The following is a 24,035-nucleotide window of genomic DNA, read 5'->3' as shown; positions in this document are numbered from 1 at the left end:
TGGTGGTGACCGAACCGATCGCCGCTGGATGTAAAAATAATCCTTGCGTGCCCGCATCTCCAGCATCGTATTCTCACGCAGGTACCTCTTCCTTATCATTGTTAAGTAGGATTAATCTTACCAAAATTTAACCAATGATCGATAAATAATATTTATCAATTTCATGAAATGACATTCACTTCTAACAATTTGATTGCAAAGACTTAAGCCAAATTAACCCCGGATGTTGCCTGTGCTTTACGATAAACACTGTTTGTTTTATTGGATTTATTTTGCTTTCAGGCTAGAAATTGTCTGATACGCTCAAAATAATGACTCAGATCATTTTACTGTTCGTCATTTAAGGCTTTGTTAGGCCGTTCTTCATGACTCAAGAGTTGTCCTGGCGCGATTTACTGATTCTGTATGTTATGTTTTTGCGTCGGAATCAGGACGTTGGCCGTAAAGTTTAAGAAACACAGTCCATGAATTTCAGTCACATTGCATTCATGAATTGTTTAATCAGAATGCTTATAATGTGTGCCAGACAAAAAAGACACGCTGAACCTTCTTAATGCGAAAAATGTGCGCATTTTTTTCAACACCAGGTGTAATTATCGTGAAGCTATACAGAATTTCTCTTGTTATGGTGGCAATGTCCGGCGGACTTGTCTCAACACCGGCGGCGCAGGCTGGGACACTTGGCTCGGCTATATCCTCCACCTGGCAAGACTTCAGTGACAAAGTCAGTACGACATGGAACGAGCCGCAGGGTTACGACCTGTACGTTCCTGCGATCACATGGCATAACCGCTGGACCTACGATAAAGAAAAGACCGATCACTACAACGAGCGACCGTGGGGTGCCGGGTTTGGAGTGTCACGCTTTGACGATAAAGGCAACTGGAATGGCCTTTATGCCATGGCGTTTAAAGACTCTTATAATAAGTGGGAACCTTTTATGGGGTACGGCTGGGAAAAGATCTGGCGTCCGCTGAATGACCAGAACTTCCGCCTCGGTCTGGGCTACACCGCTGGCGTGACGGCGCGTGATAACTGGAAGTATATTCCTGTGCCCGCTCTACTGCCTTTAGCTTCAATCGGTTACAGTAAAGCGACTTTCCAGATGACTTATATTCCAGGCACTTACAACAACGGAAACGTTTACTTCGCCTGGTTCCGCTGGCAGTTTTAATGGCGGTAAACGGCCGGAATGATGGCGTATCTGCGAAAAAGGCGATATTTATCACTTTTTCTTTATTGTCTACTGGACAAAAGCCTCTGCAATTGCTGTACTAACAGGCGACACAGTTTAGTGTCCATTTTTCATGTAAAGGTAATATAGATGTCTAAGATTAAAGGTAGCGTTAAGTGGTTTAATGAGTCCAAAGGATTCGGTTTCATTACTCCTGAAGATGGTAGCAAAGATGTGTTCGTACACTTCTCTGCCATCCAGAGCAACGGTTTCAAAACTCTGGCTGAAGGTCAGCGTGTAGAGTTCGAAATCACCAACGGCGCCAAAGGCCCATCTGCTGCTAACGTTGCCGCTATTTAAGTTATCAGACAGAATTCTAAAAACCCGCCGGATGGCGGGTTTTTTTTTGCCCCGCATCCGGCCAGGTGCGGTACGGGAGGCAGAGAGGAATTAACGGGAAAAAAATTGCTCAAGCCAGAAAAGAATGGCGATCAGACTGATGGCAACGGCGACGCCTTCGCTCAGGGATTTGGGGATCAGGTTCATGTTTGTCATCTCTTAGAGCAGTTAGCTCATAGTGTGGCGAAACATTATTAAGGAAACATTAATCAGCAGCCCGACCACTACAGAATGCCGTTCCCTCGTCCCACTTCAGAATAATTGCCCTGTCTCTGTAACAAATCCCTGTTGTGCCGGGGGTTGCTAATCCTGGCAGGCAGGCTATAAACATAAGCGATGAAGAGCCAGTGAATCAGGCTCAAACCTGGAGGAACAGCGATGAAGATCCGAATGGCGCAGCCAAAAGACAGTTTTGCCCTGAGCGCCCTGTTAACCGAACTGGGCTATGAAAATACCGGGGATTTTATTGACCGTCGTCTGGCACAGCTGATTGATGACCAGACTGAACAGCTGCTGATCGCCGAGCACGGCAGTACCGTGTTGGGTTTCCTGTCGCTGCATTTTATCCCTCAGCTGGCGCTGGCCGGTGATTTTGCCCGCGTCAGCTATTTCTGCATAGCTGAAGGTGAACGCAGCAAAGGGGCAGGGCAGCAGTTGCTGCAGCATGCAGAAGAGCTGGCCCGCGAGCGCGGTTGTGATCGGGTGGAGGTGCACTGCCACGAACGTCGGATCAAAGCCAATGCGTTTTATGCCCGCGAAGGCTACAGCGACTCTCCACGCTATCTGATTAAAGATCTGAACCAATAGCATTAATGTCCTGACCGCAGGCCAGCACCAGCGCATCGGCAATGCTGTTGATGCTGTCAGGCTGGATCATCGCAATGCTCACACGGATAAACTGGACTCCGCCGCTGCGGCATCGTTCGCCGGGCAACACGGCAATGCCTCTGGCAGCCAGGGTAATCATGGCGAACTGTTCGGACTGCACCGGGATAAAAATACTCAGCCCGTCACGATCCGGCAGCGTCAGCCCTCTGGCGGCCAGCGCGGCCAGCAGCTGACGACGGCGTCCGCTGTAGATGGCTTTCGCCTGCTGAATCTGCAACTGAGTGCTCTCATCCTGTAACATCCACGCTACGGCCTGCTGCAGAATACGGCTGGTCCAGCTGGCACCAAAGTTTCGCCATGACTGAATGCGCTTCAGCGGCTCACGCGGGCCGGATAACACCGCCAGCCGCAGATCGGGGCCATAGGCTTTGGAATAGGAGCGTACGTGCAGCGTGCGCTCCGGAAAATAGCGCCCCAGGCTCCATAGCGGATAAGCCGAAAGCTCACCAATCCCGTCATCCTCAATAATCATCGTGCTGGTGCCCATCAGCACTTTAGCCAGCTCTTCACTGCGTGCTTCACTGACGGTATGGCCGGTAGCGGAATGTGTTCTGGGCTGATAGATCATTGCCGTGGCCCCTTTGTTCAACAGCATGGCCAGCGCGCCAGGTAATGGCCCGTGTTCATCGCAGGCCAGTGGCATCACCTCTGCGCCAATATTATCCAGCATATCGAGCAGGCGGGTGGCGGTTGGATCTTCAATGATGACCCTTTGCCCCGGCGAAAACAGCGTTTGGATGATGCAGTTCATCGCATCAAATCCGCCGTCTGTCGCCAGCCACGCCTCGGCCTGATAGGGCCAGCCAGACCGGATGGCTGTCAGCAGCGGCTGGGCGATGGGATCGCGCTGGTAGCTGTTGAGTTGCGGGCACTGGATCCCCTGAAGCATCGCCTGTTTCAGGTCGGGAAGCAGGGCCGGATCCGGTGAGGCCATGGCGAGATCGGCACGGATATTGTCGCCATAATTGCCGATCTTCTCGAAACGCACCGGTCTCGACGTCACGTTATCGCCGCAAACCCAGACTCCGCTACGTCCCTTCCCGGCGATCACTTTTTGTCGCTTAAGCTGGCCCCATGCCGCTGAGACCGTCGCTGGACTGACCCCTAACGCTTCAGCCAGATCCCGCACCGACGGCAGATGAGTGCCGATCGGGATCTGCCCCTCGCGGATCAGTCCCGCTGTTACGCCCGCAATCCCTTTTACCGAGGCATCCGTCAGGCGTTCAACAAACCAGTTCAGGTCCAGCGGTGAGGTCATAAGAAATCCGTTTGTTCAGTAACAAAGAAAATATTGTACAGATATTATTATCGATCTAGTATCAAATTCAAGCATTAATTGAACACTATTTAAGCGCTCTGTTCTGGCGCTTTCAGGCAACGAGAGAGAGCAGATGGTTACGATCAGACTGGCGGTACGAGACTGGGATTATTTCACGCCGCTGGCACTGGGCGATATCAAGCCACAGGGCTTTAAGCTGGAGGTGCATCGCGTGGGAACGCTGGTGGGCGATCTGGCAACCAGCAGCGACTATGACGCGGCTGAAATCTCCTTCAGCCGCTATGCTCAACTGAGGGCGAAGGGCGATAACTCGCTGCTGGCGCTGCCTCACTTCCTGATGCGCGGTTTCCGTCAGCGCTGCATCATCACCACCGAAGATAATCCGATCGTCACTCTGGACCAGTTGAAAGGGAAAAAAATCGGCGTGACCGGCTGGCAGGACTCCGGGAATACCTGGACACGTGCGCTGTTGCGTGAAGCCGGTGTGGACATTGATGATGCTTACTGGTTTGCTGGGCGCCTGACGCCGGAGCATCCGATTGTCGATCGCCTGAACGGTTTTGGTCGTCCCGGACGCATTGAAGCTGCACCGGGCGAGCATCCGCTGATCGACCTGCTCAGAGCGGGCGAGCTGGATGCGGTATTTACGCCATTCATGCCGCAGGGCTTCTTCCTGAAGGGATCCGGTCTGCGTCAGTTGCAAACTGATTTCCGCCAGGCCGAGCTGGAATACTTTAACCGCGTGGGCTATATCCCCGGTCACCATCTGCTGGCCTTCAAACCCGAAATTGCCGAAGCCCATCCGGACATCCCGCAGCAGGTCAGCGAACTCATTGAACAATCTGCGAAGCTGTGGAATGACAAACGCGAAAAATACGCCGATACCACCCCGTGGTTGCTCGACGATCTGCGACGCACCGCGCAGGATTTACCTGCCGACTGGAACGCCAACGGTTTTACAGCTAACAAGAAGATGATTGGTGATTTTGCCAGCGAGCTTTTTGAGCAGGGGATTACCTCACACCGCCTCACGCCGGAAGAGCTGTTCCCCGCCGTGATCACAGGAGCATAACGATGAAAGTTGCATTAGGACAGTTCGCGGTCAGCCGCGAGTGGCAGGAAAATGCCGAAACCATTACCGGCCTGATGGCTCAGGCCGGAGCTGGTGGTGCTGATTTACTGGTGCTGCCGGAAGGCGTGCTGGCCCGTGATATCGCCGATCCGGATCTGGTGCTGAAAGCCGCCCAGCCGCTGAATGGCCCGTTCCTGACTGAGGTTTACGCGGCCAGCCGTGGCAATAATCTGACAACCATGATGACCGTACACGTGCCGAACGGTGATGGCCGTGCGCTAAACGTGCTGATTGCCATTCGCAACGGCGAAATCGTTGCCCGCTACGACAAACTCCATCTCTATGATGCCTTCGCCATGCAGGAATCACGCAACGTTACGCCAGGCAATGAAGTTCCGCCGCTGGTCGATGTTGCCGGGATGAAAGTGGGTCTGATGACCTGCTATGACGTGCGTTTCCCGGAACAGGCCCGCCGCCTGGTACTGGATGGTGCTGACGTGCTGGTGCTGCCTGCAGCCTGGGTGAAAGGCCCGCTGAAGGAGATGCACTGGGAGGTACTGGTTACCGCCCGTGCGTTAGAAAACACCTGTTATCTGGTGGCGGTGGGCGAGTGCGGCCCGCGCAATATCGGTAACAGTCTGGTTGTTGACCCGCTGGGCGTGGCGATTGCCAAAGCCGCCGAAGCTCCGGCGCTGGTGTTTGCTGATTTGGATCCTGCCCGCATTGCTCATGCCCGCAACGTCCTGCCGGTGCTGGAAAACCGTCGTTTTGCTCGTCCAGAACTTAACAATAAATAAAATAACGGGGAGTTTACTGATGAAGAAGATTGCCACTGCCATCACTCTGGCTCTGGGCTTAACCGCGGGCCTGGCTCAGGCCGCAGATGCCATTCCGGCACAGAAAATGGATCAGGCGTTGCACGATCGTTTACCCGCTGATATCAAACAGGCCGGTAAAATGATCTCGGTAAACAACGGTTCTTTCCCTCCGTACGAGATCGTTGAAGGCCCGACTTCCATGACCGGTGCTTCTGCCGATCTTACCGAGGCACTGGCGCAGGTGCTGGGGATCAAAATTGAACATGCAACGGTCAGTGGCCTGTCAGGCGTGCTGGCCGGGATCAAATCGGGTCGTTACCAGCTGGCCATCGGCCCGATTGGCGATTATCCGGACCGCCAGGAGAAAAACGACTTTATCGATTTCGTGCAGGAGTTCGTGGTATTTGCCGTGCAGAAAGGCAACCCGTCCAGTATCAACGGCCTGGATGATACCTGCGGCAAACGCATTGCCGTGATGGCTGCCGGTTCTGCCGAGCAGGTGATCCGCAAGCAGTCACAAGTCTGTACCGCAGCCGGTAAACCAGCCGTGACGGTGCAGTCCTTCACCGACCAGCCCTCTTCTATCCTGGCGGTACGCTCCAAACGTTCTGACGCCTTCTTCTCTTCTCAGGCACCACTGGTCTATTTCGTCGACCAGGCGCACGGTCAGCTGGAACTGACCGGTCAGGGTAAGAAAAACGGCTTTGGCGATATCTTCCAGGGCACCGTGGTGCCGAAAGATTCTGAGCTGGGCAAAGTGGTGCTCGACGGTTACAAAGAGCTGTTCGCCAACGGGACTTACGCGGCAATCATGAAGAAGTGGAAACTGGATGGCAACATGATCACGCAGCCGGGGGTTAACCTGGCGAAAGGGGTAGCGAAATGATCAAAGGCACCACCGATTCACGAGCCAGGGAAAGGGCAGACGTGCAACAGCGCGATGTGGCTTTCGCCCGCAGCGCACCACGCTATGGACGCCTGGTTTGCTGGATTGTGGTGCTGGTGATTGCCGCTAACTTTGCCTGGCTGGTAGCCACCAACCCCAATTTCGAGTGGAACGTGGTGCTGAAGTGGTTTACCGAGGCTTCGGTGATGAAGGGGCTGCAGGTCACGCTGGGGCTGACCGTGGTCTCGATGATCCTCGGCACCCTGCTGGGCTTGCTGCTGGCGGTTTGCCGCCTGTCGGATAATCGTCTGCTGAGCGGTTTATCTGGTCTGTATATCTGGTTCTTCCGTGGCACTCCGCTGCTGGTGCAACTGATATTCTGGTACAACATGTCAACGTTGTTCCCAAAAATCACCCTTGGTATTCCGCTGGGCGGACCGGTATTCGCAAGCTGGAACACCAACGACCTTATCACCCCGTTGACCGCTGCCATCGCGGGTCTGGCACTGAATGAAGCGGCCTACATGGCGGAAATCATTCGTGGCGGTTTGCAGTCGGTGGATAACGGTCAGGTGGAAACGACTCAGGCATTCGGGATGAGCCGCGCACGCGCATTGCGCCGTATTATTATTCCGCAGGCGATGCGTTCGATTATCCCGCCAACCGGCAACCAGCTGATCAGTATGATCAAGGCAACCTCGCTGGTGAGTGTTATCGCCATGGGCGATCTGCTCTATTCGGTACAGTCGGTGTATAACCGAACCTTTGAAGTGATCCCGATGCTGATGGTAGCGGTGATCTGGTATCTGCTTATCACTTCAATTCTCAATGTCGGTCAGTCAGCGATTGAACGTTACTACTCCAGAGGTGTACGCCGTACTGTGACAGTGGCGAAGCGTCGCCAGACTGCATTGGACAGCAAAGCCACTCCGATGGTCAACCGTCCTTTGGTCCGTAAGGAGGATGTATGAGCGAAATTCAGCCGCTGGTTCGCGCGCGTAAAGTGCAGAAAAGTTATGGCGATAATGAGGTGCTGAAAGGCATCGATATGGACGTGATGCCTGGTGAAGTAGTGGTGATCCTCGGGCCGTCCGGCTCCGGAAAATCCACCTTCCTGCGCTGCATTAACCATCTGGAAGATATGAACGCCGGGTCCATTATGGTCGGAGACCACCAGGTGGGCTATGAGCTGAAGAAAGGAATGTTGCACCGCCTGTCGGCGCGGAAAATTGCCCGTCAGCGCCAGGAGATTGGCATGGTGTTTCAGCAGTTCAACCTCTATCCGCATATGACGGTGCTGCAGAATATCATCGAAGCGCCGATTGGCGTGCACAAGCAGTCACGGGAAGAGGCCACACGCCACGCTACCGAGCTGCTGGCTACGGTCGGGTTGAGTGATAAAGCGGATGCCTGGCCGCGTCATCTTTCTGGCGGGCAGCAGCAGCGAGTGGCGATTGCCCGCGCGCTGGCGATCCGGCCTAAGCTGATGTTGTTCGACGAGCCAACTTCGGCGCTGGATCCGGAGCTGGTGGGGGAAGTACTGGCTACCATGCGCACTCTTGCCGATCGGGGGCTGACAATGGTGGTGGTGACGCATGAAATTGGCTTTGCCCGTGAAGCCGCGGATCGGGTGGTCTTTATGGATGGCGGAGTGGTGGTGGAGCAGGGACCGCCGGAAGAGGTGCTGGTCAATCCACAACATCCCCGATTCCAGGCTTTCCTGAGCCGATTTATCTGATATTATCCCTGATGCAGCTGTGCAGATATTACTCTGTTACAGATTGCGGTTGTATTGACCGGTGATGTGCGCGTTAATACACTTTATTGTTATTGACCGTATATCAGGTCAGATTTTAAAAAGAAGGTGTGTATGGAAGGTATCAGTATTGCCAAGCTGCTGATCATCGGTGCTCTGATCGTGTTACTGTTCGGAACCAATAAGTTACGTTCTCTCGGTGGCGATCTGGGGTCTGCGATTAAAGGTTTCAAAAAAGCCATGAGTGACGACGACACTTCCGCTAAAAAAGCGCCGGCCGCCGAAGAGAAGCCTGCAGAGCAGGTTGCTCATAAAGAGTAATCTCTTGCGGAGGAGATAAAAAAACGGATGACTCAGTCATCCGTTTTTTGTTTCCATTGCACGTTTGTAAAAAAATATAACGGCCAGGCGAACCAAATTCGCCCCGCATGGCAAAAGAGATTTACTTCACTTCCAGGCCTTTCGCCTGCATATCCGCATGATAGGAAGAGCGCACGAACGGGCCACAGGCCGCATGCGTGAAGCCCATCTCCATCGCTGCTTCTTTCATCTCATCAAACTCCGCCGGGCTGACGTAGCGCTGAACCGGCAGGTGGTGACGGCTTGGTTGCAGATACTGTCCCAGCGTCAGCATGGTCACGCCATGGCGGCGCAGGTCACGCATCACTTCAACGATTTCCGCATTGGTCTCGCCCAGTCCCACCATCAGACCTGACTTGGTTGGGATCTCCGGATGCGCTTCTTTAAAGCGCTCCAGCAGCTTCAGCGACCATTCGTAGTTAGCGCCCGGACGTACCTGACGGTAAACACGCGGCACGTTTTCCAGGTTGTGGTTGAACACGTCTGGCGGCGTGGCATTAAGGATCTCCAGCGCGCGATCCATACGACCACGGAAGTCCGGCACCAGCGTTTCAATCTTAATGTTCGGGCTTTTCTCGCGGATTGCGGAAATACAGTCAGCAAAGTGCTGTGCGCCACCATCACGCAGGTCATCGCGATCAACCGAGGTGATCACCACGTAACGCAGAGCCATATCTGCAATGGTCTGGGCCAGTTTCCCCGGCTCGTTAGCATCCGGCGCGACGGGACGACCGTGGGCCACATCGCAGAACGGGCAGCGACGGGTGCAGATGGCTCCGAGGATCATAAAGGTTGCCGTACCGTGGTTGAAACACTCTGCAAGGTTAGGGCAGGAGGCCTCTTCACAGACGGAGTGCAGGCCGTTTTTGCGCATGGCGGCTTTAATACCCTGGATGCGGCTGGAGTCGGCTGGCAGCTTGATTTTCATCCACTCCGGCTTACGTAAAATCTCCGTGCGCTCAGTGACCACGGTTTTCACCGGGATCAGGGCCATTTTGTCTGCGTCGCGGTATTTAACGCCGCGTTCCATCTGAATGGGTTTACTCATAGTCTTGCAAGTTCCAGGTTGGCATGCGCTCTGACAGCCGCAAAAACTCAAAGAGTGATAATGGTATTCAACTTTATTTGAGAAAAGCGCAAAAATTATATCATTCCGGCAGGCGACTTGCAGCCAGCCAGCAAGAGAAATTGTGACGGAATTGTAAATCCGCACGCACGGTTACCTTTATGGCAGCTCATTGTCTGCCAGCCAGGCAACTTCAGGGATTGCCAGTCGTCGGGCGAAGTTTTCAATCAGCAGGGGCTGCACGTCGGAAAGGGTGGTGCCGGGTTTCAGGGCGCTGAGTTGGGTCATCTCCAGCCCGGCATAACCGCAGGGGTTGATGCGCAGGAAGGGGGTCAGGTCCATGTTGATATTCAGCGCCAGGCCATGAAACGAGCAGCCCTGACGGATCCTCAGCCCCAGCGAGCAGATCTTTTTATTGCTGACGTAAACGCCAGGCGCATCCGCTCTGGCTGCAGCTTCAACGCCAAAATGTGCGAGCGTATCGACCACCGTCTGTTCGATGGCAGTTACCAGCTGGCGGACGCCCACTTTGCGGCGTTTAAGGTTGATCATCACATACATCACCTGCTGGCCTGGCCCGTGATAGGTCACCTGACCGCCACGGTCGCTCTGCATCACCGGGATGTTACCCGGCATCAACAGGTGTTCCGCTTTTCCCGCCTGTCCCTGAGTGAACACGGGCTGATGCTCCACCAGCCAGATCTCATCCGGCGTGGTGTCGTCACGTCGATCGGTAAAGTCATGCATCGCCTGAGAGACGGTAGCCCACGGCTGTAAGCCCAGCTGACGGATCAGTAAGGTATCCTGGTTCAAAACGCGAAGTCCGCTGATGAAAGAAGGGGGAGTATAACGCTGACCAGAAGCAACAACCAGCTGCTCCCGGCCAGGGGAGGGACTTACAGAACCATCCGGACGATTTCTATTTTGCCCAGCTCTTCGTACAGGGTTTCCACCTGCTCAATATGGGTTGCCGTGATGGTGATGGAGACCGAGTGGTAGTTGCCTTTGCTGCTTGGCTTCACGTCCGGAGAGTAATCACCCGGGGCATGGCGCTGAACAACTTCAACCACCTGATCAACCAGCTCTGGCTGTGCCAGTCCCATCACTTTGTAAGTGAATGGAGTAGGGAATTCGAGCAGTTCTTTAAGATTGGTTTTCATAGGAGCTCCGGTAACGCCAAAACAAAAGCTCCCGCCGCAGCGGGAGCCTGGATATAAATCAAATATGGGGGGCATTCACGCCGAAATCAAGGGGGGTTAACAGTGGTTACAGAAACCGCAGCATGAAGGGCGGAATCAATCCCGCCCTCTTGTTGACGCATCATGCAGGGGAGAGGCTGTTAACCAAACCAGTGGTGGAACATCAGCTTGATATAATCGACGATACGACCGATAAAGCCGCCTTCCGGCATATCGTTCAGCACCACCAGCGGGTGCTGCTCGATGGTTTTACCATCCAGCTGGAAGTTGATGGTGCCCACGACCTGGTTTTTGGTCAGCGGGGCGTGCAGCTCGGTGTTGGTCAGCGTGTAGCTGGCCTTCAGATCTTTCATCCGGCCACGTGGAATGGTCAGATAAACGTCTTTTTCCACGCCCAGCTGAACGCGATCGCTGTTACCGAACCACACTGGCTCTGAGGCGAACTCTTTACCAGCCTTAAGCGGTGCCACGGTTTCGAAGAAGCGGAAGCCCCAGGTCAGCAGCTTTTTGCTCACAGTTTCACGGCCTTTATAGGTGTGACCACCCATCACCGCAGAGATCAGACGCATCTGGCCTTCGGTCGCGGAAGCCACCAGGTTATAGCCTGCCGCTTCAGTGTGACCGGTTTTGATGCCATCAACCTGCAGGCTGGTATCCCACAGCAGGCCGTTACGGTTCATCTGGCGGATGTTGTTAAAGGTGAACTCTTTCTCTTTATAAACGGCATACTCTTCCGGAACGTCGCGGATCAGCGCCTGACCAATAAGAGCCATATCACGGGCGGAACTGTACTGGCCTTCTGCATCCAGGCCGTGAACGGTCTGGAAGTGAGTGTTCTGCAGGCCGAGCGCCTTGACGTAGTTATTCATCAGACCGACGAAAGCGTCCTGGCTGCCGGCAACATAGTCGGCCATTGCCACACAGGCGTCGTTACCGGACTGCAGCACGATACCGCGTGTCAGTTGGGAAACCGGGACGCGGTCGCCAGGCTTCAGGAACATCAGGGAAGAGCCTTTGAACACCGGGTTGCCGGTAGCCCAGGCATCTTTGCCCACGGTAACCACGTCATCCTGATGAATTTTACCTGCCTTAACGGCCTGACCGATGACATAGCTGGTCATCATTTTGGTCAGACTGGCCGGGTCGCGGCGCGCATCGGCATTTTTTTCTGCCAGCACCTTGCCGGAGTTGGCGTCCATCAGCACATAGGCTTCAGCATCAATATCAGGCACGCCGGGGATCATTGTTTTAATGTTCACATCGTCAGCGTGGGCGAAAGAGGCGAGGCTGAGGGCAATCAGCGAACCTGCCGTCAGGCGTTTGAGTCGTTGGGTAGAGGTCAGATTGTTCATGTTCAGGACTACAACATCCGTGGCTAAGTTAAAAAAAGTGACTCACTATAGCAAAAGCAGTCCTGCCCGGCATCCGTCTTTATCTGTGCGGGTTAACAGGTTTTCACACTGTTACCCGCAGACGGTCTGCCGGAGCAGCATTACATTTTGTCAGGTGCGACGGTGATAAATGAGGATTGACCGGCTTCAGCAGACAGCCGCTGCTGCAGGGCACTGGCCTGCTGCCGCGAGCTGAAGCGGCCCAACTGAATACGATAGACGTTGCCGTGATTGTCTACGGCACCGGGCACGCCGAATTTTTTGCTCAGCGATGTCATCAGCTGGTGAGCACGGGCTGGATCGCCGACGGCACCAACCTGAACGACGTAAGTTGTTGTTCCAGCTGCCGCATGGGGAGCTGAAGCTGCAGCGGCTGGCGCGGCAACGGCCGCAGGAGCGGCCACCGCATCAGGAGCAGAAGCTGGAGCCGCAACAGGCTCGCTGCCTTCCAGCACGCCGTTACGCAGCGGCTGAGGCGCACCTAAAAAGCCACTGCTTCGGACCGGTGCCCCCATGTTGTCGTCACTGTTCAGGCTGCTGTTGTCCACCGGGCGCGATTCCGGTTGCTGTTGCTGGCTGGCAACTGGCTGAACAGGCTGCATGGGCTGGCTCTGCTGAGGCATGGACCCTGCTCCGGCACCTGCGCCCATCACCACCATACCGCCGCCAATATCCGGGCGGGCTGGCAGCGCATAGCTTTGTTTGGCAACGCGGGTACCAATAGTGCCCGGGCCTGACAGCGTGCCATCTGGTGCGACGCTGATAAAGTCCACTTTTACGCGAGTATTGTTGGAGATATTCAGGCGGTCGCCCGCTGCTTTCGACAGGTCGATAATCCGGCCCGGCGTGTAAGGACCGCGATCGTTAACGCGAACCACCAGCTGACGGCCATTGGCCAGGTTGGTGACGCGAACATAGCTGGGAATGGGAAGTGTCGGATGAGCTGCCGTCAGGCCTTCCGGATCGAACTGCTCACCGCTGGCCGTGCGGTTGCCGCTGGCTTCATCACCGTACCAGGTCGCCAGACCGGTTTCACTGAAGTTGGAAGGATCTTTCACGATGCGGTATTTTTTACCGTTCATCGTGTAGTCCTGATTGGCATTGGGATTCAACGGTTCATAGATGGGTTCCACGCCGCCAATCTCCACTACCGGGCCGTTATAGACCGGCTGTTGTGGGGCAGGAGCCTGCTGTTCAGTGGTACTACAGGCCGCCAGCAGAGCTGCAGCCAGGCCAATCCAGAGCCAGTCCTTACGCATGTTCAAGCCTCTTAAACGCTTTTCGACAACAGTTTTCGGTGGGTGTGGATCGACATGATTATGCCAAATCCGGCCATCAGAACAATCAGAGCGGAACCGCCGTAACTGACCAGCGGCAGCGGAACCCCAACTACAGGCAGAATGCCGCTCACCATCCCAATGTTAACAAAAACATAGACAAAGAAGATCAGCATCAACCCTCCGGCCATCACGCGGCCAAAGGTTGTCTGCGCGCGGGCGGCCATCACCAGACCACGCATAATCACCAGCACGTAGAGTACCAGCAGGATCAGCACGCCGACTAATCCTAATTCTTCTGCCAGAACCGCAAAGATAAAGTCGGTATGGCGCTCGGGCAGGAACTCCAGCTGCGACTGGGTACCGTGCAGCCAGCCTTTGCCACGCAGGCCGCCGGAACCAATGGCGATTTTCGACTGAATAATGTGATAACCGGCCCCCAGCGGGTCACTCTCCGGGTCGAGCAGCATCATCACGCGGTCGCGCTGATAGTCATGCATCAGGAAGAACCACAGTACCGGAACAAAGGCCGCCACCATCAGCACCGCCACGAGGATCAGCTTCCAGCTCATGCCCGACAGGAACAGAACAAACAGCCCGGAAGAGGCAATCAGGATCGCGGTGCCCAGGTCAGGCTGTGCCGCCACCAGCAGCGTCGGCATAAAGATCAGCACCAGCGCGATGGCGGTATTTTTCAGCGTTGGCGGGCAGACGTCGCGGTTAATAAAGCGGGCGACCATCAGCGGCACGGCAATCTTGGCGATCTCCGAAGGCTGAAAACGCACCACGCCCAGATCCAGCCAGCGCTGTGCACCTTTACTGATATGGCCGAAGGCATCCACGGCGATCAGCAATATCACGCAGAGAATATAAAGATAGGGCGCCCAGCCCTCGTACACCCTGGGCGGGATCTGCGCCATCACCAGCATTATCACCACGCCCATCGCAATCTGTCCGAGCTTACGCTCCATCATGCCCGGATCCTGACCGCTGGCGCTCCAGATAACCAGCGCGCTGTACACCAGCAGGGCGGCGATCAGAATAAAGAAGGTTGGATCAACGTGAATGCGTGTCCAGATAGTGCGTTTCTGATGACTGTCATTCATGGTTATTCACCTTCATAGCCGGACGGCAGCGGTGGTGCATCCGGCAGGTTGGTATTGTTATCCCCGAGCATAATATGGTCGAGGATTTGACGCATGATGGTACCCACCGCCGGACCGGCACCGCCGTTCTCCAGGATCATGGTCACCGCCACGCGGGGATTGTCGTAAGGAGCAAAAGCAGTCATCAGCTTATGGTCTCGCAGCAGTTCTGACACTTTATGTGCGTTATAAGTCTCGTTAGCCTTCAGGCCAAATACCTGAGCCGTCCCGGATTTGGCCGCAATTTTGTAAGGTGCATCGGCAAAGCTTTTACGCGCCGTACCATTTGGCCGGTTAGCCACACCGTACATGCCGTCTTTGGCAATTTCCCAGTTACCGTTATGGATATCCGCCACGGGCGGCGTCTCGGGCTGGCGATAGGGCACCTTAACGTTATCGACCACGCTTGAAGACATCAGGTGCGGCGTTTTGATTACCCCGTCGTTAATCAGGATCATCATTGCCTTGTTCATCTGTACCGGCGTTGCCGTCCAGTAGCCCTGACCAATCCCCACCGGGATGGTATCGCCCTGGTACCATGGCTTTTTAAAGCGCTTCATTTTCCAGTCGCGGGTTGGCATGTTGCCCGGCGTTTCTTCCACCAGATCGATCCCGGTCAGATGCCCGTAACCGAATTTGTTCATCCACTCTGACAGGCGATCGATGCCCATGTCATAAGCGACCTGATAGAAAAAGGTATCCGCTGACTCTTCCAGCGATTTGGTCACGTTCAGCCGCCCATGGCCCCAGTGTTTCCAGTCGCGGAAGCGTTTTTCCGAACCGGGCAGCTGCCACCAACCTGGATCGAACAGGCTGGTGTTACGATTGATTACGCCTGCAGAGAGAGCTGAAACTGCAATGTAAGGCTTCACGGTCGAGGCAGGGGGATAGGCGCCCTGAGTGGCCCGGTTAATCAGCGGACGGTTCGGATCGTTAAGCAGCATGTTGTAGTCTTTGCTGCTGATCCCGTCGACAAACAGGTTCGGGTCATAGCTCGGCATCGAGACCATCGCCAGGATATCGCCGTTGCGCGGGTCTGTCACCACCACGGCGGCACGACTGCCTGCCAGAAGTGTTTCAATATACTGCTGCAGTTTCAGATCGATGGTGAGATAGATGTCCTGACCGGCCTGCGGTGTCTGCTCGTGCAACTGGCGGATCACCCGGCCACGGTTGTTCACCTCAACCTCTTCATAACCGGTTTTGCCGTGCAGCATATCTTCGTAATAGCGCTCGATCCCCAGCTTGCCGATATCGTGTGTGGCGGCATAATTCGGCCATTTTCCCTCTTTATCCAGCCGGTCAACGTCGCGATCGTTAATCTTGGAGACATAACCCAGCACGTGGGTCAGTGCGGAATTATAGGGATAGTAGCGGCGCTGATAGCCTTTTACTTCCACACCCGGGAAAGCGTACTGATTGACGGCAAAGCGGGCGACCTGCACATCATTCAGGCCGGTCTTCACCGGAATTGAGGTGAAGCGGCGTGAGCGTTTGCGCTCTTTTTCAAAGGCCACCAAATCTTCGTCGGTCAGGTCGACGATCGGGCGCAGAGCCAGCAGGGTTTTTTCCAGATTCTCGACCTTCTCCGGCACCAACTCAATCTGGTAAATGGTGCGGTTCAGCGCCAGAGGGACGCCATTGCGGTCGAAAATAATGCCGCGGCTGGGGGCCACCGGCACCAGTTTGATGCGGTTTTCGTTGGAGCGGGTGCTGTAGTCGTTATAACGGATGATTTGCAGGTGATACAGGTTCACCACCAGGATACCGGAAAGCAGGACGATGCCAATAAAAGCGATCAGTGCCCGGCGAACAAACAGCGTCTGCTCGGCGGTATAGTCACGAAAGGAGTTGCGTTGTAATTTCATCCGCTGCTTAAGTGTGTCCGGTTAATCTTGGTTATTCGCGATGATAGGGATGGTTCGCCGTAATGCTCCATGCCCGATACAAACTCTCGGCGACCAGCACGCGAACCAGCGGATGGGGCAGGGTCAGCGCCGAGAGTGACCAGCTTTGCTCTGCCGCTGCTTTACAGGCTGGTGAAAGGCCTTCCGGCCCACCAATCAGCAGGCTGACATCGCGGCCATCCTGTTTCCAGCGTTCAAGCTGCGTGGCCAGCTGTGGGGTTTCCCACGGCTGCCCCGGAATATCCAGGGTCACAATGCGGTTGCCTTTGCCCACTGCAGCCAGCATCAGTTCACCCTCTTTTTCCAGGATGCGTTTAATGTCGGCATTTTTCCCACGCTTGCCTGCCGGGACTTCGGTCAGCTCAAACGGCATATCTTTAGGGAAACGACGCAGGTATTCCAGAAATCCGGTTTGCACCCAATCCGGCATTTTGGTGCCGACGGCGACCAGCTGCAACTTCACGCATTAACTCCAGAGTTTTTCGAGTTCGTAGAGCTGACGGCTCTCTTCCTGCATCACATGCACAATCACGTCACCGAGATCGACCACCACCCAATCCGCCGTGGCTTTGCCATCGACGCCCAGCGGTTTCATTCCCGCCGCGCGGGATTCCTGCACCACGTGATCGGCGATAGACGCCACGTGGCGCGTTGAGGTACCGGTGCAGATAATCATGCAGTCGGTGATGCTGGATTTGCCCTGAACGTTAACAGAAACAATATCCTGGCCTTTCAGATCGTCGATTTTATCAATGACGAAGTCTTGGAGTGCTTGACCTTGCAAAAGGTTCCCCCTTTATTTTGTATTAGATATCAAAGATATATAACTTGCAGTTCAAAATCATTCTATATTCATTCAAACCGATATCATTGACCATGTTGACCCACGCGGGTCTGTGTACCGTGCTGTCATCTCTGCTGATTTATGTCCCAGCAGTTTTTGAGCAAAGCTATCGCCATACTTCTCTGTATAAAGTCGTGCTGAAAGACTTCTGATTTCATGAAATGTCGGCGGGTCATTGTCCCACTTAAGTCCAGTCGCTTCACGGGCTTTAGCGAAGTATTTTGTCAACATCTTTTCGCTTAGTGTAAGCATTTTTGATGAGGCAATAGTTGTATCAGCATTGCTATAAAAATCGTGGCAGCGAAGGATAACAGTCTCAAGATCGGTGTCAATGATGTCCAGGCTTATATTCAGTGGTATGCACACCTTTGCACCGGTCTTTATTTGCTCAACCCAGGCGTAGCTGTCGTGAACATTGGCCCACCTGATGTTTCGTACATCACCCATCCTTTGGGCGGTGAGCAGTGCCAAGTCCATACCGAGCTGAACCCATGGCGGCATGCAGCTGGAAGCATCTCTTATAGCCATGAAATCAGCGCATGTTAGACGTGCCCTCCCAATCTTGAACCGTGGTGGTTTTGTTGCTGCAACGGGATTCCCCGTAGAAACTCCTTCTGCCATTGCCTCCCTGAAAACATCCATCAGCAGCGATCTGGCAAGCTTTGCCGATGCATCAACCCCTCGTTCTGTATACCCCCTCAAGTGCTTTGCAACATCACTCGTCTGAATTCTGTTTATCGCTATATGACCCAAATCAGATTGTGCTGCTGTCAGCCATGCCTGATAATTTCGCAATGTGCTGATGCCAAGATTCCTTTTCTCAATAATGGACTGATATGTTTGGCACCATTCTGAAAATGTAGTTTCTTCCGGGGCATTAATGCGATCTACCAGGCTTACAGTTGAAGCAGCTAACATTGACATATTTGCTTCAATCGCTTGATTTACTGCAACCCGCTTGTCTCTCCCCAAGCCGTATTCCTTGCCCGTCCGTGGGTCTCGGAAACTGTAATAGCCGTCATTTCTTACATACAGGTTGGGTGGGAGGTCGCGCGTCTTATGGCTTCTTCTCCGTGCGGCCATGTTTTATCCTTGAAGTTAATGAACACTTTGCCGGGGTGGCAAGTGCATTTTCGGGTTTGGTCGGATTAATTTTTACAGCCGTTTCCTCTACCATGATCCGGTATCCATCTGATGAAGAAGGCGGATAGATTTTGCTGTCCCTGTGCCAGCGCCTGAGTGTTTCTGTAGATGGCGGAACGGGCAGGCGGTCGCCCCATTCGCGTAATGGAATTAATGGCATATTGACCTCTGTTAGTTCAGGCGAGTAGCGCCCATATGATGATTGCGAATGCTGTTGCGATTAGGATTTCAGGTGCGGTGATCATAGTTTCCCTGTTCTGTACTCTTTCTCGATAGGATGTTCTTTACTTGCTACCTCGATAGCTCCAGATAACAGCCTGCGGTTCATTCTCCCTACCACGCTATCAGGGCTGATATCTAAACCTTTTAAAGGAGAAATCTTCGCGTTCTCGCGTTCAATTAAATCTGATCTTTTCGCATCGACTAGCTTAATGACTTCATCGAAATGTTCCTCGCATGACACAAATCCTCGGTATTCATAAGAGTTGTAACCATCGAGTATTTTTTTGCAGCGACAGCATTGATAATCGCTCATTTAATCTCCTTATCCACCACGCGCACGTAATACGTCAGCCACCGTTTTGCGGTGAACTTGCCAGGCGGCAGCGCGGTGATCAGTTTTGTGTATTTGTCTAACAGAAGGGTGGTTATGTGGTCGTGCTCGGATTTGGGTTTGCCTTTTATTGCAGTGAGTATTTCAGCTCTGCACTTTCGGGCCACGGCGCGGAGTGCGTTTTCCGTTTGTGGTGTCATTGCTCATTGCACCCATTAAGTTACGCAGGCAGTTCAGATAGAACGTCTCTCGCATGGACAGAGTTTCACATTTTACTAATCGCTCAATCTCTGCCCCAACGGTCTCTGCTGTTACCGGCTTCATGAATCCTCCAGTTTAACTCCAGGGATTTTTCCGGCCGCTATGGCGTCAATTATCCAGCCAGCTAATGGCTTTGCCGAGCAACCATCTCTGTATTCTAAAACCTGTGAGATCGCCTCAACTTGAGACTCTCTTCTGCGTTCAGCTTCATTGCGGATTGGACGGAATCGATAAGGGTTTCCAACCACCACATTTTTACCTCGTTCATTCCTCAACCAGTAATCCGTAAACTGCCCTCCGGGCCTTTCGGATATAGCGATGACAGTTACCACCATCCATTCATTTTCTCCACCGAGAAGGTACTCACACGTGACTCCAACTGGTGGGCGAGCCACACCATCCCATTCAGTGCTCATGACAATCTCCTCTGACTTTCAGCCCACACCATATCTTCATGATCTTTCCTGCAATAAGCATCACAGAAGTGGCCGCTGTCGATTGACTCTTTGCAGTAATGGCATTCACCGGTGAAGGTCATGTTGGGCCTCTTCCTGTTAGCCAGGGCGTTATCAATCATCTGCTGCTGAAGTGCTGCAGCTTCGTCTACTGGGTCTGCGAAAGTGGTCATACTGAAACCTCCGAAAATGCTTTCTCACACTGCAACGCTACACGCTCAATATGCTGCTGCATGGCCTGAAGTGATTGCACCTCGGATAGCTGCACATCGAGATGAATTAGTGCACTGATTGCCTGGATGATTTTTGGGAAATAGCCGACCAGTGACAGATACTCGTAACCCTTCTTCTCACCTTCCTTGATGATTTCACGCTCACGGAGAATGTACTGATACTGGTCAGCCGTGAGCACATATTTGGTGCCGATGTCTATTTGCATACTGGTTACTCCGAATTCTTGGCATAAAAAAAGCCGCTTCAGCGACTCAGTTTGGCTTTGCGTTCTGCGGGGGATTTAGCCATGATCACCTCCCGGCTCCGGCGCTGCTGGCAGAGGCATCCAGTGCGTTACGCTCGTATCATAGTGATTCCAAAAACCCTCAGCTGGTTCTGGCTCCATCCAATAGTCATGCGCCACGCGGTTATTGAGCGTTTCATAAACAATGTACTCACCCTCAAACTGAGGCAGCTCGTCACTGCACTTAATCCATTTCTGTGCCGGCGCTGGCGGGGCTGTGTACAGCGGCTGCGGGTCATCTTCAAACGTGTAGCTGTGAATCTCAGCCTGCAGCGAGGCTAGGGCGATGCGGGCCAGTGCCGGTAATCCTGTATTTTCTGGTGCAGTGCGAGTGACATGCTCCGCAAGTTCAATCAGCTCCAGCCGTTCTTCATTCGTCATTCTGCAATCTCCCCGCCAGCTTCCTTAACTGCCGCTGACCATTTTTCATCATGTTCATGGATAGCGTCTTTCACCCAGCCGATGCATTTTGTTACCGGGCGCTTCACAACAAACGGCTTACTCCCGCTGTTGAGGCGCAGCACTCCGGCGCGGCAGGCGTTCCATACCCTCATTGCTAACGTTGGCCTGTCCTCACATGACATTCCGTTTATGAGTACAAAATTAACCGCATCGGAATAACTCATCTCATCCGGCACAGCAACCGGGGCGGGCGGTACTGGCTGGCAATAAAGCGGTTCTCTCAACCCCAGTAGTCCCGCGTCATCGTAATACTGAACCCCAGCGTCGGTGCCATCCATGTAGTGGCAATGTGCTCGCCATGCAACAGGCTTCTGCTCCCTCAGCCGCCAGCGCGTTCACCTGCTGCTGTAAACGGGCGCTTTCTTCCAACGCATTATTGAACATACCGTTCAGCCGCTCGGCTCTTTCAGAAAGGGAGTTCACCTGCTGCTGGAGGGCGTCGCGCTCAACGTAAACAGCCATTAGTTTTTCAGCGTCAGCGCGACTATTTAAATCTTCAATTGCCTGACTTTCACCTGTTTCATTCCGCTCATACAGAGTAAAAAAATGCGCCTCATTATCAGCGCCTATTTCACAGTTACCTTCAGCGTCGGCTTTAACACCTGATACGTAGTATTTGTCCATTTTGTAGCTCCGGTAGGGGCCAGACGGGCTGGCCGGGGAGGGTTATTTGATAAGGAGGGAGGGCTTGCCGAGTTTTATCTGAGCGCCGGGTATTGCTATTCCAGCCTCCAGTTGCTTCTTGATAGCCAACTTGTCAGGCTTGATTGTTGTTTCGTATTCCACGAATTCGGACGGGATTGAACCGGCGTCGGTGATTTCGACAGACTTCGAAGGGGCGCGTAGCGTGACCTGCTGCAATCCTGCTTTCACCGTTTTAAGCCCAGCGCTTTCTAATGACTGAGCGATGTAATTTTTTATGCTCGCGACCCGGTTATCTTCGTTCTTGGCACGTTCGGCAAATTTTCGGGATTCTTCTTTCAGGGCTTCAGAATAGGCTGACTGGTTTTTGCAGATGGAGAGCAGTTGCTCTACCTTGGCGCTGAACTCGCCAGAAATTCCTTCCAGCGTGTCTGCAATAAACTCAGGGTCGAAGTCTTCAGCCACGAGTTGGGCATATTCGTTCGCAATCTGGTACAGAGCGCTCATTGTGTCACCTCCAGTTTTCCTTTGGCCTCGGCATAAATCGCCTGGACGTTTTTCTGAACCGGTAAGCCGGAAGTCATTTTGTAAGCCTGCTGGAATAAAACCTTCAGCTCGTTCATGCCTTCAGCCAGCGACATCTTGTCGCAAAGCTCAGCCAGCTCAGTTTCAAATTTCAGCTTGCGCTGGGCTTCATCCTCTACCAGTTTCTCTTCGGGAACGTGCGCCATCACTGGCTCAACGTGAATCCCTTCATCTTCATTGATAACGTGAATGGCGTTATCCAGACGCTCTGCGCGAGGCCAGTATTTGCTTGCCCGCTTAACGATGGTCTTCCTTGCCATCTCTTCCCAGAAGTTCTTCCATGGGCCATTCTTGGCCTTACTGGTTGCTTCCGTTGCTTTGATTTCCGTAAGGCTCATTTCTTCCGTGAGATAATCACCACCCGGCGTTTTAACCGTGCAATAGCCACCAACAACCAAGCCACGGTCGCCGAATGCGTTGTACTTGTGGGTAGGGGCGGTATCGAGTCCATTCGATTCGTAGGTGTCGTTGGAATAAACGAGCTTGCACTGACCCCAAAGGATTGACCCGGCAGACTGAGCCAGATGAAGAAGCCCCATGTAGCTGATGTCGAGGCAGACCATGCCATCGCGTGGCACCAGATAGGCAAGTTTGCTCGCGGGGTTCAAGGTGATGCCCACAGCGGCTACGTTAACAATGGCGTTCTGAGCGCTGACCGGATTCGACATAGCCGTCTTAGCCAGAAAGTCATTTTTCTGGAACAGCTGAATGGCAAACTGGCTTTCCTTGGCCCACACCACTGATTGGTCTGTAACAGCCCCAACAAACAGCGGTTCCTGTTTTTTCACGAACTCAACAATGCTCATGCTCATCACGCCACCTCCCTGTATGAATGCCGTGCTTTCCAGATTGATTCGCCCAGGCGCTGCTCTTCGATTTTGGTCACATAATCCCACAGAAATTTATGCGCCATTTCCTGAGCATCACAATCATCCTGAGCGCGTCCGACCATATCCATGTCATCGCCTTGCTTGGCAAAGAAAAGCGTCATGGCGGCTTCAATGGGGTTATGCTTTTGCGATTCGACCTGCTGCTCTACCAGTTGGCGAATCTGCTCGTGTTCTGCCTCTCCAAATCCTTTGATGATGGCTTCTATTTCCTGCCGGTCTTTGAATGTGAGCCTCATGGTCGGCCCTCACTTCTGAGAAATTCGACCAACTTATCCAGCCAGCTCTTACGCGGTGGTGGGGTAAAGCTGGCACTGGTGAGAATGTTTGAGCGGTGAAATTGGATGCTGTTGATAGCGTGGAAAGGGCGACCGCATGCCGCCCCAGCCATTGCATAAGTTGGCATGGGTTGCTCCGTTAATTTGTTGGTTGCATAAAAAAGCCCATCACACAGGGTGGGCAAATAGGTCAGTGGATGATGGGTAACATCGTCGAGCTGAATCAGTGAATCAGCTCTGCGATGTCACTCAGGGGTAAATAATGGGGTTTGCTAATGCCTCATCGAGCGCTTTACTGTCATTTTCGTCTTCAATCTTTTTTCGATCTTCTTCAACCTTCTTCATTGCATCTGCGATAGCAAATGCGCTCTGAGCCAAATCTTCATAGTTATCCCAGGCGTCAGTATTGAGACCTGAACTAATAAGGGCTTGCATGGCAGCCAAAGCGTATATTTCTACTTCCATCTTCTCTCCTTACAGGGTTATTTACGGGCTTCGAGCATTGCGTCGGCGATTTCATATGCATATTTGGCTATTCTTGATGGAGTCTCAAATCCACCATCTTTAGATAGATCCCCCTGCATAGCCTTGGCCGCAAAGTAATCGCGCAGTGTCATGCCTTCTTCCTGATATTGCAGAACGTTATTCTGCCCATCGTATTCCCATTGCTGTCTCGGGAATGCCTGGCCACCTGTTTCTTTACTCATTTCCCCTCCAGATAATATTTCCTGACCAGCCTGATTAGCTGCTCTCTGTTGACTGTTATTCCCTGCCATGAATAGGGCACGTAG

At 53.4% G+C, this 24,035-nt stretch carries 34 protein-coding genes and 1 pseudogene; 9 read left to right on the top strand and 26 right to left on the bottom strand.

The window, feature by feature from the left end; all coding sequences use genetic code 11:
- Positions 1 to 634: 634 nt before the first annotated feature.
- The 3 genes from pagP (at position 635) to GSQ70_RS17475 (ending at position 2,380) form a co-directional block, all read left to right on the top strand.
- The gene (gene pagP / locus GSQ70_RS17485; RefSeq protein WP_304623064.1) at positions 635 to 1,174 is read left to right on the top strand and encodes a lipid IV(A) palmitoyltransferase PagP; all 540 of its coding nucleotides are present in this window, start codon (positions 635 to 637) and stop codon (positions 1,172 to 1,174) included.
- Between the two features lie 150 nt (positions 1,175 to 1,324).
- Positions 1,325 to 1,534 (top strand): transcription antiterminator/RNA stability regulator CspE, encoded by a 210-nt coding sequence (gene cspE / locus GSQ70_RS17480; protein ID WP_004156612.1) that lies wholly within the window; start codon positions 1,325 to 1,327, stop codon positions 1,532 to 1,534.
- A gap of 417 nt (positions 1,535 to 1,951) precedes the next feature.
- On the top strand, positions 1,952 to 2,380 hold the full coding sequence (locus tag GSQ70_RS17475; protein WP_158783733.1) for a GNAT family N-acetyltransferase: 429 nt from the start codon (positions 1,952 to 1,954) through the stop codon (positions 2,378 to 2,380).
- Here GSQ70_RS17475 and GSQ70_RS17470 read toward each other — a convergent pair.
- Entirely contained in the window at positions 2,361 to 3,719 is a 1,359-nt protein-coding gene (locus tag GSQ70_RS17470; RefSeq protein ID WP_158783732.1) for an aminotransferase class I/II-fold pyridoxal phosphate-dependent enzyme, read from the bottom strand. The two genes, GSQ70_RS17475 and GSQ70_RS17470, sit on opposite strands and share 20 nt — an antisense overlap.
- Before the next feature lie 133 nt (positions 3,720 to 3,852).
- Here GSQ70_RS17470 and GSQ70_RS17465 point away from each other — a divergent pair, with 133 nt between their 5' ends.
- The 6 genes from GSQ70_RS17465 (at position 3,853) to tatE (ending at position 8,593) form a co-directional block, all read left to right on the top strand.
- The gene (locus GSQ70_RS17465) at positions 3,853 to 4,812 is read left to right on the top strand and encodes an ABC transporter substrate-binding protein (protein ID WP_158783731.1); all 960 of its coding nucleotides are present in this window, start codon (positions 3,853 to 3,855) and stop codon (positions 4,810 to 4,812) included.
- A 2-nt stretch (positions 4,813 to 4,814) separates the two neighbouring features.
- A complete protein-coding gene (locus GSQ70_RS17460) occupies positions 4,815 to 5,609 on the top strand; it encodes a deaminated glutathione amidase (RefSeq protein ID WP_158783730.1) in 795 nt (264 codons plus the stop codon).
- A gap of 19 nt (positions 5,610 to 5,628) precedes the next feature.
- On the top strand, positions 5,629 to 6,516 hold the full coding sequence (locus GSQ70_RS17455) for an ABC transporter substrate-binding protein (protein ID WP_158783729.1): 888 nt from the start codon (positions 5,629 to 5,631) through the stop codon (positions 6,514 to 6,516).
- Positions 6,513 to 7,487 (top strand): amino acid ABC transporter permease, encoded by a 975-nt coding sequence (locus GSQ70_RS17450; protein ID WP_158783728.1) that lies wholly within the window; start codon positions 6,513 to 6,515, stop codon positions 7,485 to 7,487. The genes GSQ70_RS17455 and GSQ70_RS17450 overlap by 4 nt, the downstream gene beginning before the upstream one ends.
- On the top strand, positions 7,484 to 8,254 hold the full coding sequence (locus tag GSQ70_RS17445) for an amino acid ABC transporter ATP-binding protein (RefSeq protein WP_158783727.1): 771 nt from the start codon (positions 7,484 to 7,486) through the stop codon (positions 8,252 to 8,254). The genes GSQ70_RS17450 and GSQ70_RS17445 overlap by 4 nt, the downstream gene beginning before the upstream one ends.
- Positions 8,255 to 8,386: 132 nt before the next feature.
- A complete protein-coding gene (gene tatE, locus GSQ70_RS17440) occupies positions 8,387 to 8,593 on the top strand; it encodes a twin-arginine translocase subunit TatE (RefSeq protein ID WP_158783726.1) in 207 nt (68 codons plus the stop codon).
- Between the two features lie 121 nt (positions 8,594 to 8,714).
- Here the strand turns inward: tatE and lipA are convergent, their stop codons facing one another.
- The 25 genes and pseudogenes from lipA to GSQ70_RS17320 all read right to left on the bottom strand — a co-directional run.
- Entirely contained in the window at positions 8,715 to 9,680 is a 966-nt protein-coding gene (lipA, locus tag GSQ70_RS17435; protein ID WP_158783725.1) for a lipoyl synthase, read from the bottom strand.
- A gap of 177 nt (positions 9,681 to 9,857) precedes the next feature.
- Positions 9,858 to 10,511 carry a lipoyl(octanoyl) transferase LipB gene (gene lipB, locus GSQ70_RS17430; RefSeq protein WP_158783724.1) on the bottom strand — a complete coding sequence of 218 codons (654 nt, stop codon included), beginning with the start codon at positions 10,509 to 10,511 and terminating at the stop codon, positions 9,858 to 9,860.
- A gap of 83 nt (positions 10,512 to 10,594) precedes the next feature.
- The gene (ybeD, locus tag GSQ70_RS17425) at positions 10,595 to 10,858 is read right to left on the bottom strand and encodes a DUF493 family protein YbeD (RefSeq protein WP_158783723.1); all 264 of its coding nucleotides are present in this window, start codon (positions 10,856 to 10,858) and stop codon (positions 10,595 to 10,597) included.
- A gap of 179 nt (positions 10,859 to 11,037) precedes the next feature.
- The gene (gene dacA / locus GSQ70_RS17420) at positions 11,038 to 12,249 is read right to left on the bottom strand and encodes a D-alanyl-D-alanine carboxypeptidase DacA (RefSeq protein ID WP_158783722.1); all 1,212 of its coding nucleotides are present in this window, start codon (positions 12,247 to 12,249) and stop codon (positions 11,038 to 11,040) included.
- A 140-nt stretch (positions 12,250 to 12,389) separates the two neighbouring features.
- Positions 12,390 to 13,547: an endolytic peptidoglycan transglycosylase RlpA gene (rlpA, locus tag GSQ70_RS17415; RefSeq protein ID WP_158783721.1), complete on the bottom strand. Its 1,158-nt coding sequence runs from the start codon at positions 13,545 to 13,547 to the stop codon at positions 12,390 to 12,392.
- Positions 13,548 to 13,558: 11 nt separating this feature from the next.
- Complete coding sequence (gene mrdB / locus GSQ70_RS17410; RefSeq protein WP_158783720.1) at positions 13,559 to 14,671, bottom strand: peptidoglycan glycosyltransferase MrdB; 1,113 nt, start codon at positions 14,669 to 14,671, stop codon at positions 13,559 to 13,561.
- 2 nt (positions 14,672 to 14,673) lie between these two features.
- Positions 14,674 to 16,578, bottom strand: coding sequence for a peptidoglycan DD-transpeptidase MrdA (gene mrdA, locus GSQ70_RS17405; protein WP_158783719.1), 1,905 nt, complete (start codon positions 16,576 to 16,578; stop codon positions 14,674 to 14,676).
- A 31-nt stretch (positions 16,579 to 16,609) separates the two neighbouring features.
- Positions 16,610 to 17,080: a 23S rRNA (pseudouridine(1915)-N(3))-methyltransferase RlmH gene (gene rlmH, locus GSQ70_RS17400; RefSeq protein WP_158783718.1), complete on the bottom strand. Its 471-nt coding sequence runs from the start codon at positions 17,078 to 17,080 to the stop codon at positions 16,610 to 16,612.
- Positions 17,081 to 17,083: 3 nt separating this feature from the next.
- Positions 17,084 to 17,401 carry a ribosome silencing factor gene (rsfS, locus tag GSQ70_RS17395; RefSeq protein ID WP_158783717.1) on the bottom strand — a complete coding sequence of 106 codons (318 nt, stop codon included), beginning with the start codon at positions 17,399 to 17,401 and terminating at the stop codon, positions 17,084 to 17,086.
- 72 nt (positions 17,402 to 17,473) lie between these two features.
- Positions 17,474 to 18,433, bottom strand: a complete 960-nt coding sequence (locus tag GSQ70_RS17390; RefSeq protein WP_370521117.1) for a tyrosine-type recombinase/integrase — start codon at positions 18,431 to 18,433, stop codon at positions 17,474 to 17,476.
- Positions 18,434 to 18,544, bottom strand: a pseudogene (locus GSQ70_RS26425) (phage integrase Arm DNA-binding domain-containing protein); the annotation flags it as partial.
- Positions 18,519 to 18,764, bottom strand: a complete 246-nt coding sequence (locus tag GSQ70_RS17385) for an excisionase (RefSeq protein ID WP_158783715.1) — start codon at positions 18,762 to 18,764, stop codon at positions 18,519 to 18,521. The pseudogene GSQ70_RS26425 and the gene GSQ70_RS17385, both read right to left, overlap by 26 nt.
- 81 nt (positions 18,765 to 18,845) lie before the next feature.
- Complete coding sequence (locus tag GSQ70_RS17380) at positions 18,846 to 19,139, bottom strand: hypothetical protein (protein ID WP_158783714.1); 294 nt, start codon at positions 19,137 to 19,139, stop codon at positions 18,846 to 18,848.
- A 162-nt stretch (positions 19,140 to 19,301) separates the two neighbouring features.
- Positions 19,302 to 19,481: a hypothetical protein gene (locus tag GSQ70_RS17375; protein WP_158783713.1), complete on the bottom strand. Its 180-nt coding sequence runs from the start codon at positions 19,479 to 19,481 to the stop codon at positions 19,302 to 19,304.
- Positions 19,478 to 19,834, bottom strand: coding sequence for a hypothetical protein (locus tag GSQ70_RS17370; protein ID WP_158783712.1), 357 nt, complete (start codon positions 19,832 to 19,834; stop codon positions 19,478 to 19,480). Before GSQ70_RS17370 ends, GSQ70_RS17375 begins: the two co-directional genes overlap by 4 nt.
- Entirely contained in the window at positions 19,831 to 20,046 is a 216-nt protein-coding gene (locus GSQ70_RS17365) for a hypothetical protein (protein WP_158783711.1), read from the bottom strand. Before GSQ70_RS17365 ends, GSQ70_RS17370 begins: the two co-directional genes overlap by 4 nt.
- On the bottom strand, positions 20,043 to 20,312 hold the full coding sequence (locus GSQ70_RS17360) for a DUF5405 family protein (protein WP_158783710.1): 270 nt from the start codon (positions 20,310 to 20,312) through the stop codon (positions 20,043 to 20,045). Before GSQ70_RS17360 ends, GSQ70_RS17365 begins: the two co-directional genes overlap by 4 nt.
- Before the next feature lie 75 nt (positions 20,313 to 20,387).
- Positions 20,388 to 20,771 carry a DUF551 domain-containing protein gene (locus GSQ70_RS17355; RefSeq protein WP_158783709.1) on the bottom strand — a complete coding sequence of 128 codons (384 nt, stop codon included), beginning with the start codon at positions 20,769 to 20,771 and terminating at the stop codon, positions 20,388 to 20,390.
- Positions 20,768 to 21,016 carry a hypothetical protein gene (locus GSQ70_RS17350; protein WP_158783708.1) on the bottom strand — a complete coding sequence of 83 codons (249 nt, stop codon included), beginning with the start codon at positions 21,014 to 21,016 and terminating at the stop codon, positions 20,768 to 20,770. The genes GSQ70_RS17355 and GSQ70_RS17350 overlap by 4 nt, the downstream gene beginning before the upstream one ends.
- A gap of 76 nt (positions 21,017 to 21,092) precedes the next feature.
- Positions 21,093 to 21,476 carry a hypothetical protein gene (locus GSQ70_RS17345; RefSeq protein ID WP_158783707.1) on the bottom strand — a complete coding sequence of 128 codons (384 nt, stop codon included), beginning with the start codon at positions 21,474 to 21,476 and terminating at the stop codon, positions 21,093 to 21,095.
- Positions 21,477 to 21,518: 42 nt separating this feature from the next.
- Positions 21,519 to 22,001, bottom strand: a complete 483-nt coding sequence (locus GSQ70_RS17340) for a siphovirus Gp157 family protein (RefSeq protein WP_158783706.1) — start codon at positions 21,999 to 22,001, stop codon at positions 21,519 to 21,521.
- Positions 21,998 to 22,891, bottom strand: a complete 894-nt coding sequence (locus GSQ70_RS17335) for a RecT family recombinase (RefSeq protein WP_158783705.1) — start codon at positions 22,889 to 22,891, stop codon at positions 21,998 to 22,000. The genes GSQ70_RS17340 and GSQ70_RS17335 overlap by 4 nt, the downstream gene beginning before the upstream one ends.
- Positions 22,891 to 23,205, bottom strand: coding sequence for a hypothetical protein (locus GSQ70_RS17330; RefSeq protein ID WP_158783704.1), 315 nt, complete (start codon positions 23,203 to 23,205; stop codon positions 22,891 to 22,893). The genes GSQ70_RS17335 and GSQ70_RS17330 overlap by 1 nt, the downstream gene beginning before the upstream one ends.
- Positions 23,206 to 23,493: 288 nt before the next feature.
- Positions 23,494 to 23,709, bottom strand: coding sequence for a hypothetical protein (locus GSQ70_RS17325; protein ID WP_158783703.1), 216 nt, complete (start codon positions 23,707 to 23,709; stop codon positions 23,494 to 23,496).
- Positions 23,710 to 23,726: 17 nt separating this feature from the next.
- Positions 23,727 to 24,035 (bottom strand): hypothetical protein (locus tag GSQ70_RS17320; RefSeq protein ID WP_233268335.1); only part of this gene is annotated, 309 nt, incomplete at its 5' end.

Source organism: Pantoea sp. BAV 3049, from assembly GCF_009765445.1.
Taxonomy (GTDB): domain Bacteria; phylum Pseudomonadota; class Gammaproteobacteria; order Enterobacterales; family Enterobacteriaceae; genus Erwinia.
Note: the sequence above shows the minus strand (reverse complement) of the source record. Positions and strands in the feature narration are given on the sequence as shown.

Excerpts from the sequence above, each read along its gene's own strand:
- GSQ70_RS17375 (WP_158783713.1), bottom strand. The coding sequence starts at position 19,481 with ATGAAGCCGGTAACAGCAGAGACCGTTGGGGCAGAGATTGAGCGATTA.
- GSQ70_RS17470 (WP_158783732.1), bottom strand. The coding sequence starts at position 3,719 with ATGACCTCACCGCTGGACCTGAACTGGTTTGTTGAACGCCTGACGGAT.
- GSQ70_RS17445 (WP_158783727.1), top strand. The coding sequence starts at position 7,484 with ATGAGCGAAATTCAGCCGCTGGTTCGCGCGCGTAAAGTGCAGAAAAGT.
- GSQ70_RS17370 (WP_158783712.1), bottom strand. The coding sequence starts at position 19,834 with ATGAGCACTGAATGGGATGGTGTGGCTCGCCCACCAGTTGGAGTCACG.
- GSQ70_RS17325 (WP_158783703.1), bottom strand. The coding sequence starts at position 23,709 with ATGGAAGTAGAAATATACGCTTTGGCTGCCATGCAAGCCCTTATTAGT.
- GSQ70_RS17475 (WP_158783733.1), top strand. The coding sequence starts at position 1,952 with ATGAAGATCCGAATGGCGCAGCCAAAAGACAGTTTTGCCCTGAGCGCC.
- GSQ70_RS17450 (WP_158783728.1), top strand. The coding sequence starts at position 6,513 with ATGATCAAAGGCACCACCGATTCACGAGCCAGGGAAAGGGCAGACGTG.
- GSQ70_RS17345 (WP_158783707.1), bottom strand. The coding sequence starts at position 21,476 with ATGGACAAATACTACGTATCAGGTGTTAAAGCCGACGCTGAAGGTAAC.
- GSQ70_RS17350 (WP_158783708.1), bottom strand. The coding sequence starts at position 21,016 with ATGAGTTATTCCGATGCGGTTAATTTTGTACTCATAAACGGAATGTCA.
- dacA (WP_158783722.1), bottom strand. The coding sequence starts at position 12,249 with ATGAACAATCTGACCTCTACCCAACGACTCAAACGCCTGACGGCAGGT.
- GSQ70_RS17335 (WP_158783705.1), bottom strand. The coding sequence starts at position 22,891 with ATGAGCATGAGCATTGTTGAGTTCGTGAAAAAACAGGAACCGCTGTTT.
- cspE (WP_004156612.1), top strand. The coding sequence starts at position 1,325 with ATGTCTAAGATTAAAGGTAGCGTTAAGTGGTTTAATGAGTCCAAAGGA.
- GSQ70_RS17360 (WP_158783710.1), bottom strand. The coding sequence starts at position 20,312 with ATGCAAATAGACATCGGCACCAAATATGTGCTCACGGCTGACCAGTAT.
- rlpA (WP_158783721.1), bottom strand. The coding sequence starts at position 13,547 with ATGCGTAAGGACTGGCTCTGGATTGGCCTGGCTGCAGCTCTGCTGGCG.
- GSQ70_RS17365 (WP_158783711.1), bottom strand. The coding sequence starts at position 20,046 with ATGACCACTTTCGCAGACCCAGTAGACGAAGCTGCAGCACTTCAGCAG.
- GSQ70_RS17460 (WP_158783730.1), top strand. The coding sequence starts at position 4,815 with ATGAAAGTTGCATTAGGACAGTTCGCGGTCAGCCGCGAGTGGCAGGAA.
- GSQ70_RS17385 (WP_158783715.1), bottom strand. The coding sequence starts at position 18,764 with ATGCCATTAATTCCATTACGCGAATGGGGCGACCGCCTGCCCGTTCCG.
- mrdB (WP_158783720.1), bottom strand. The coding sequence starts at position 14,671 with ATGAATGACAGTCATCAGAAACGCACTATCTGGACACGCATTCACGTT.
- GSQ70_RS17465 (WP_158783731.1), top strand. The coding sequence starts at position 3,853 with ATGGTTACGATCAGACTGGCGGTACGAGACTGGGATTATTTCACGCCG.
- pagP (WP_304623064.1), top strand. The coding sequence starts at position 635 with ATGTCCGGCGGACTTGTCTCAACACCGGCGGCGCAGGCTGGGACACTT.
- GSQ70_RS17380 (WP_158783714.1), bottom strand. The coding sequence starts at position 19,139 with ATGAGCGATTATCAATGCTGTCGCTGCAAAAAAATACTCGATGGTTAC.
- lipA (WP_158783725.1), bottom strand. The coding sequence starts at position 9,680 with ATGAGTAAACCCATTCAGATGGAACGCGGCGTTAAATACCGCGACGCA.
- GSQ70_RS17340 (WP_158783706.1), bottom strand. The coding sequence starts at position 22,001 with ATGAGCGCTCTGTACCAGATTGCGAACGAATATGCCCAACTCGTGGCT.
- GSQ70_RS17355 (WP_158783709.1), bottom strand. The coding sequence starts at position 20,771 with ATGACGAATGAAGAACGGCTGGAGCTGATTGAACTTGCGGAGCATGTC.
- ybeD (WP_158783723.1), bottom strand. The coding sequence starts at position 10,858 with ATGAAAACCAATCTTAAAGAACTGCTCGAATTCCCTACTCCATTCACT.
- GSQ70_RS17455 (WP_158783729.1), top strand. The coding sequence starts at position 5,629 with ATGAAGAAGATTGCCACTGCCATCACTCTGGCTCTGGGCTTAACCGCG.
- GSQ70_RS17330 (WP_158783704.1), bottom strand. The coding sequence starts at position 23,205 with ATGAGGCTCACATTCAAAGACCGGCAGGAAATAGAAGCCATCATCAAA.
- tatE (WP_158783726.1), top strand. The coding sequence starts at position 8,387 with ATGGAAGGTATCAGTATTGCCAAGCTGCTGATCATCGGTGCTCTGATC.
- mrdA (WP_158783719.1), bottom strand. The coding sequence starts at position 16,578 with ATGAAATTACAACGCAACTCCTTTCGTGACTATACCGCCGAGCAGACG.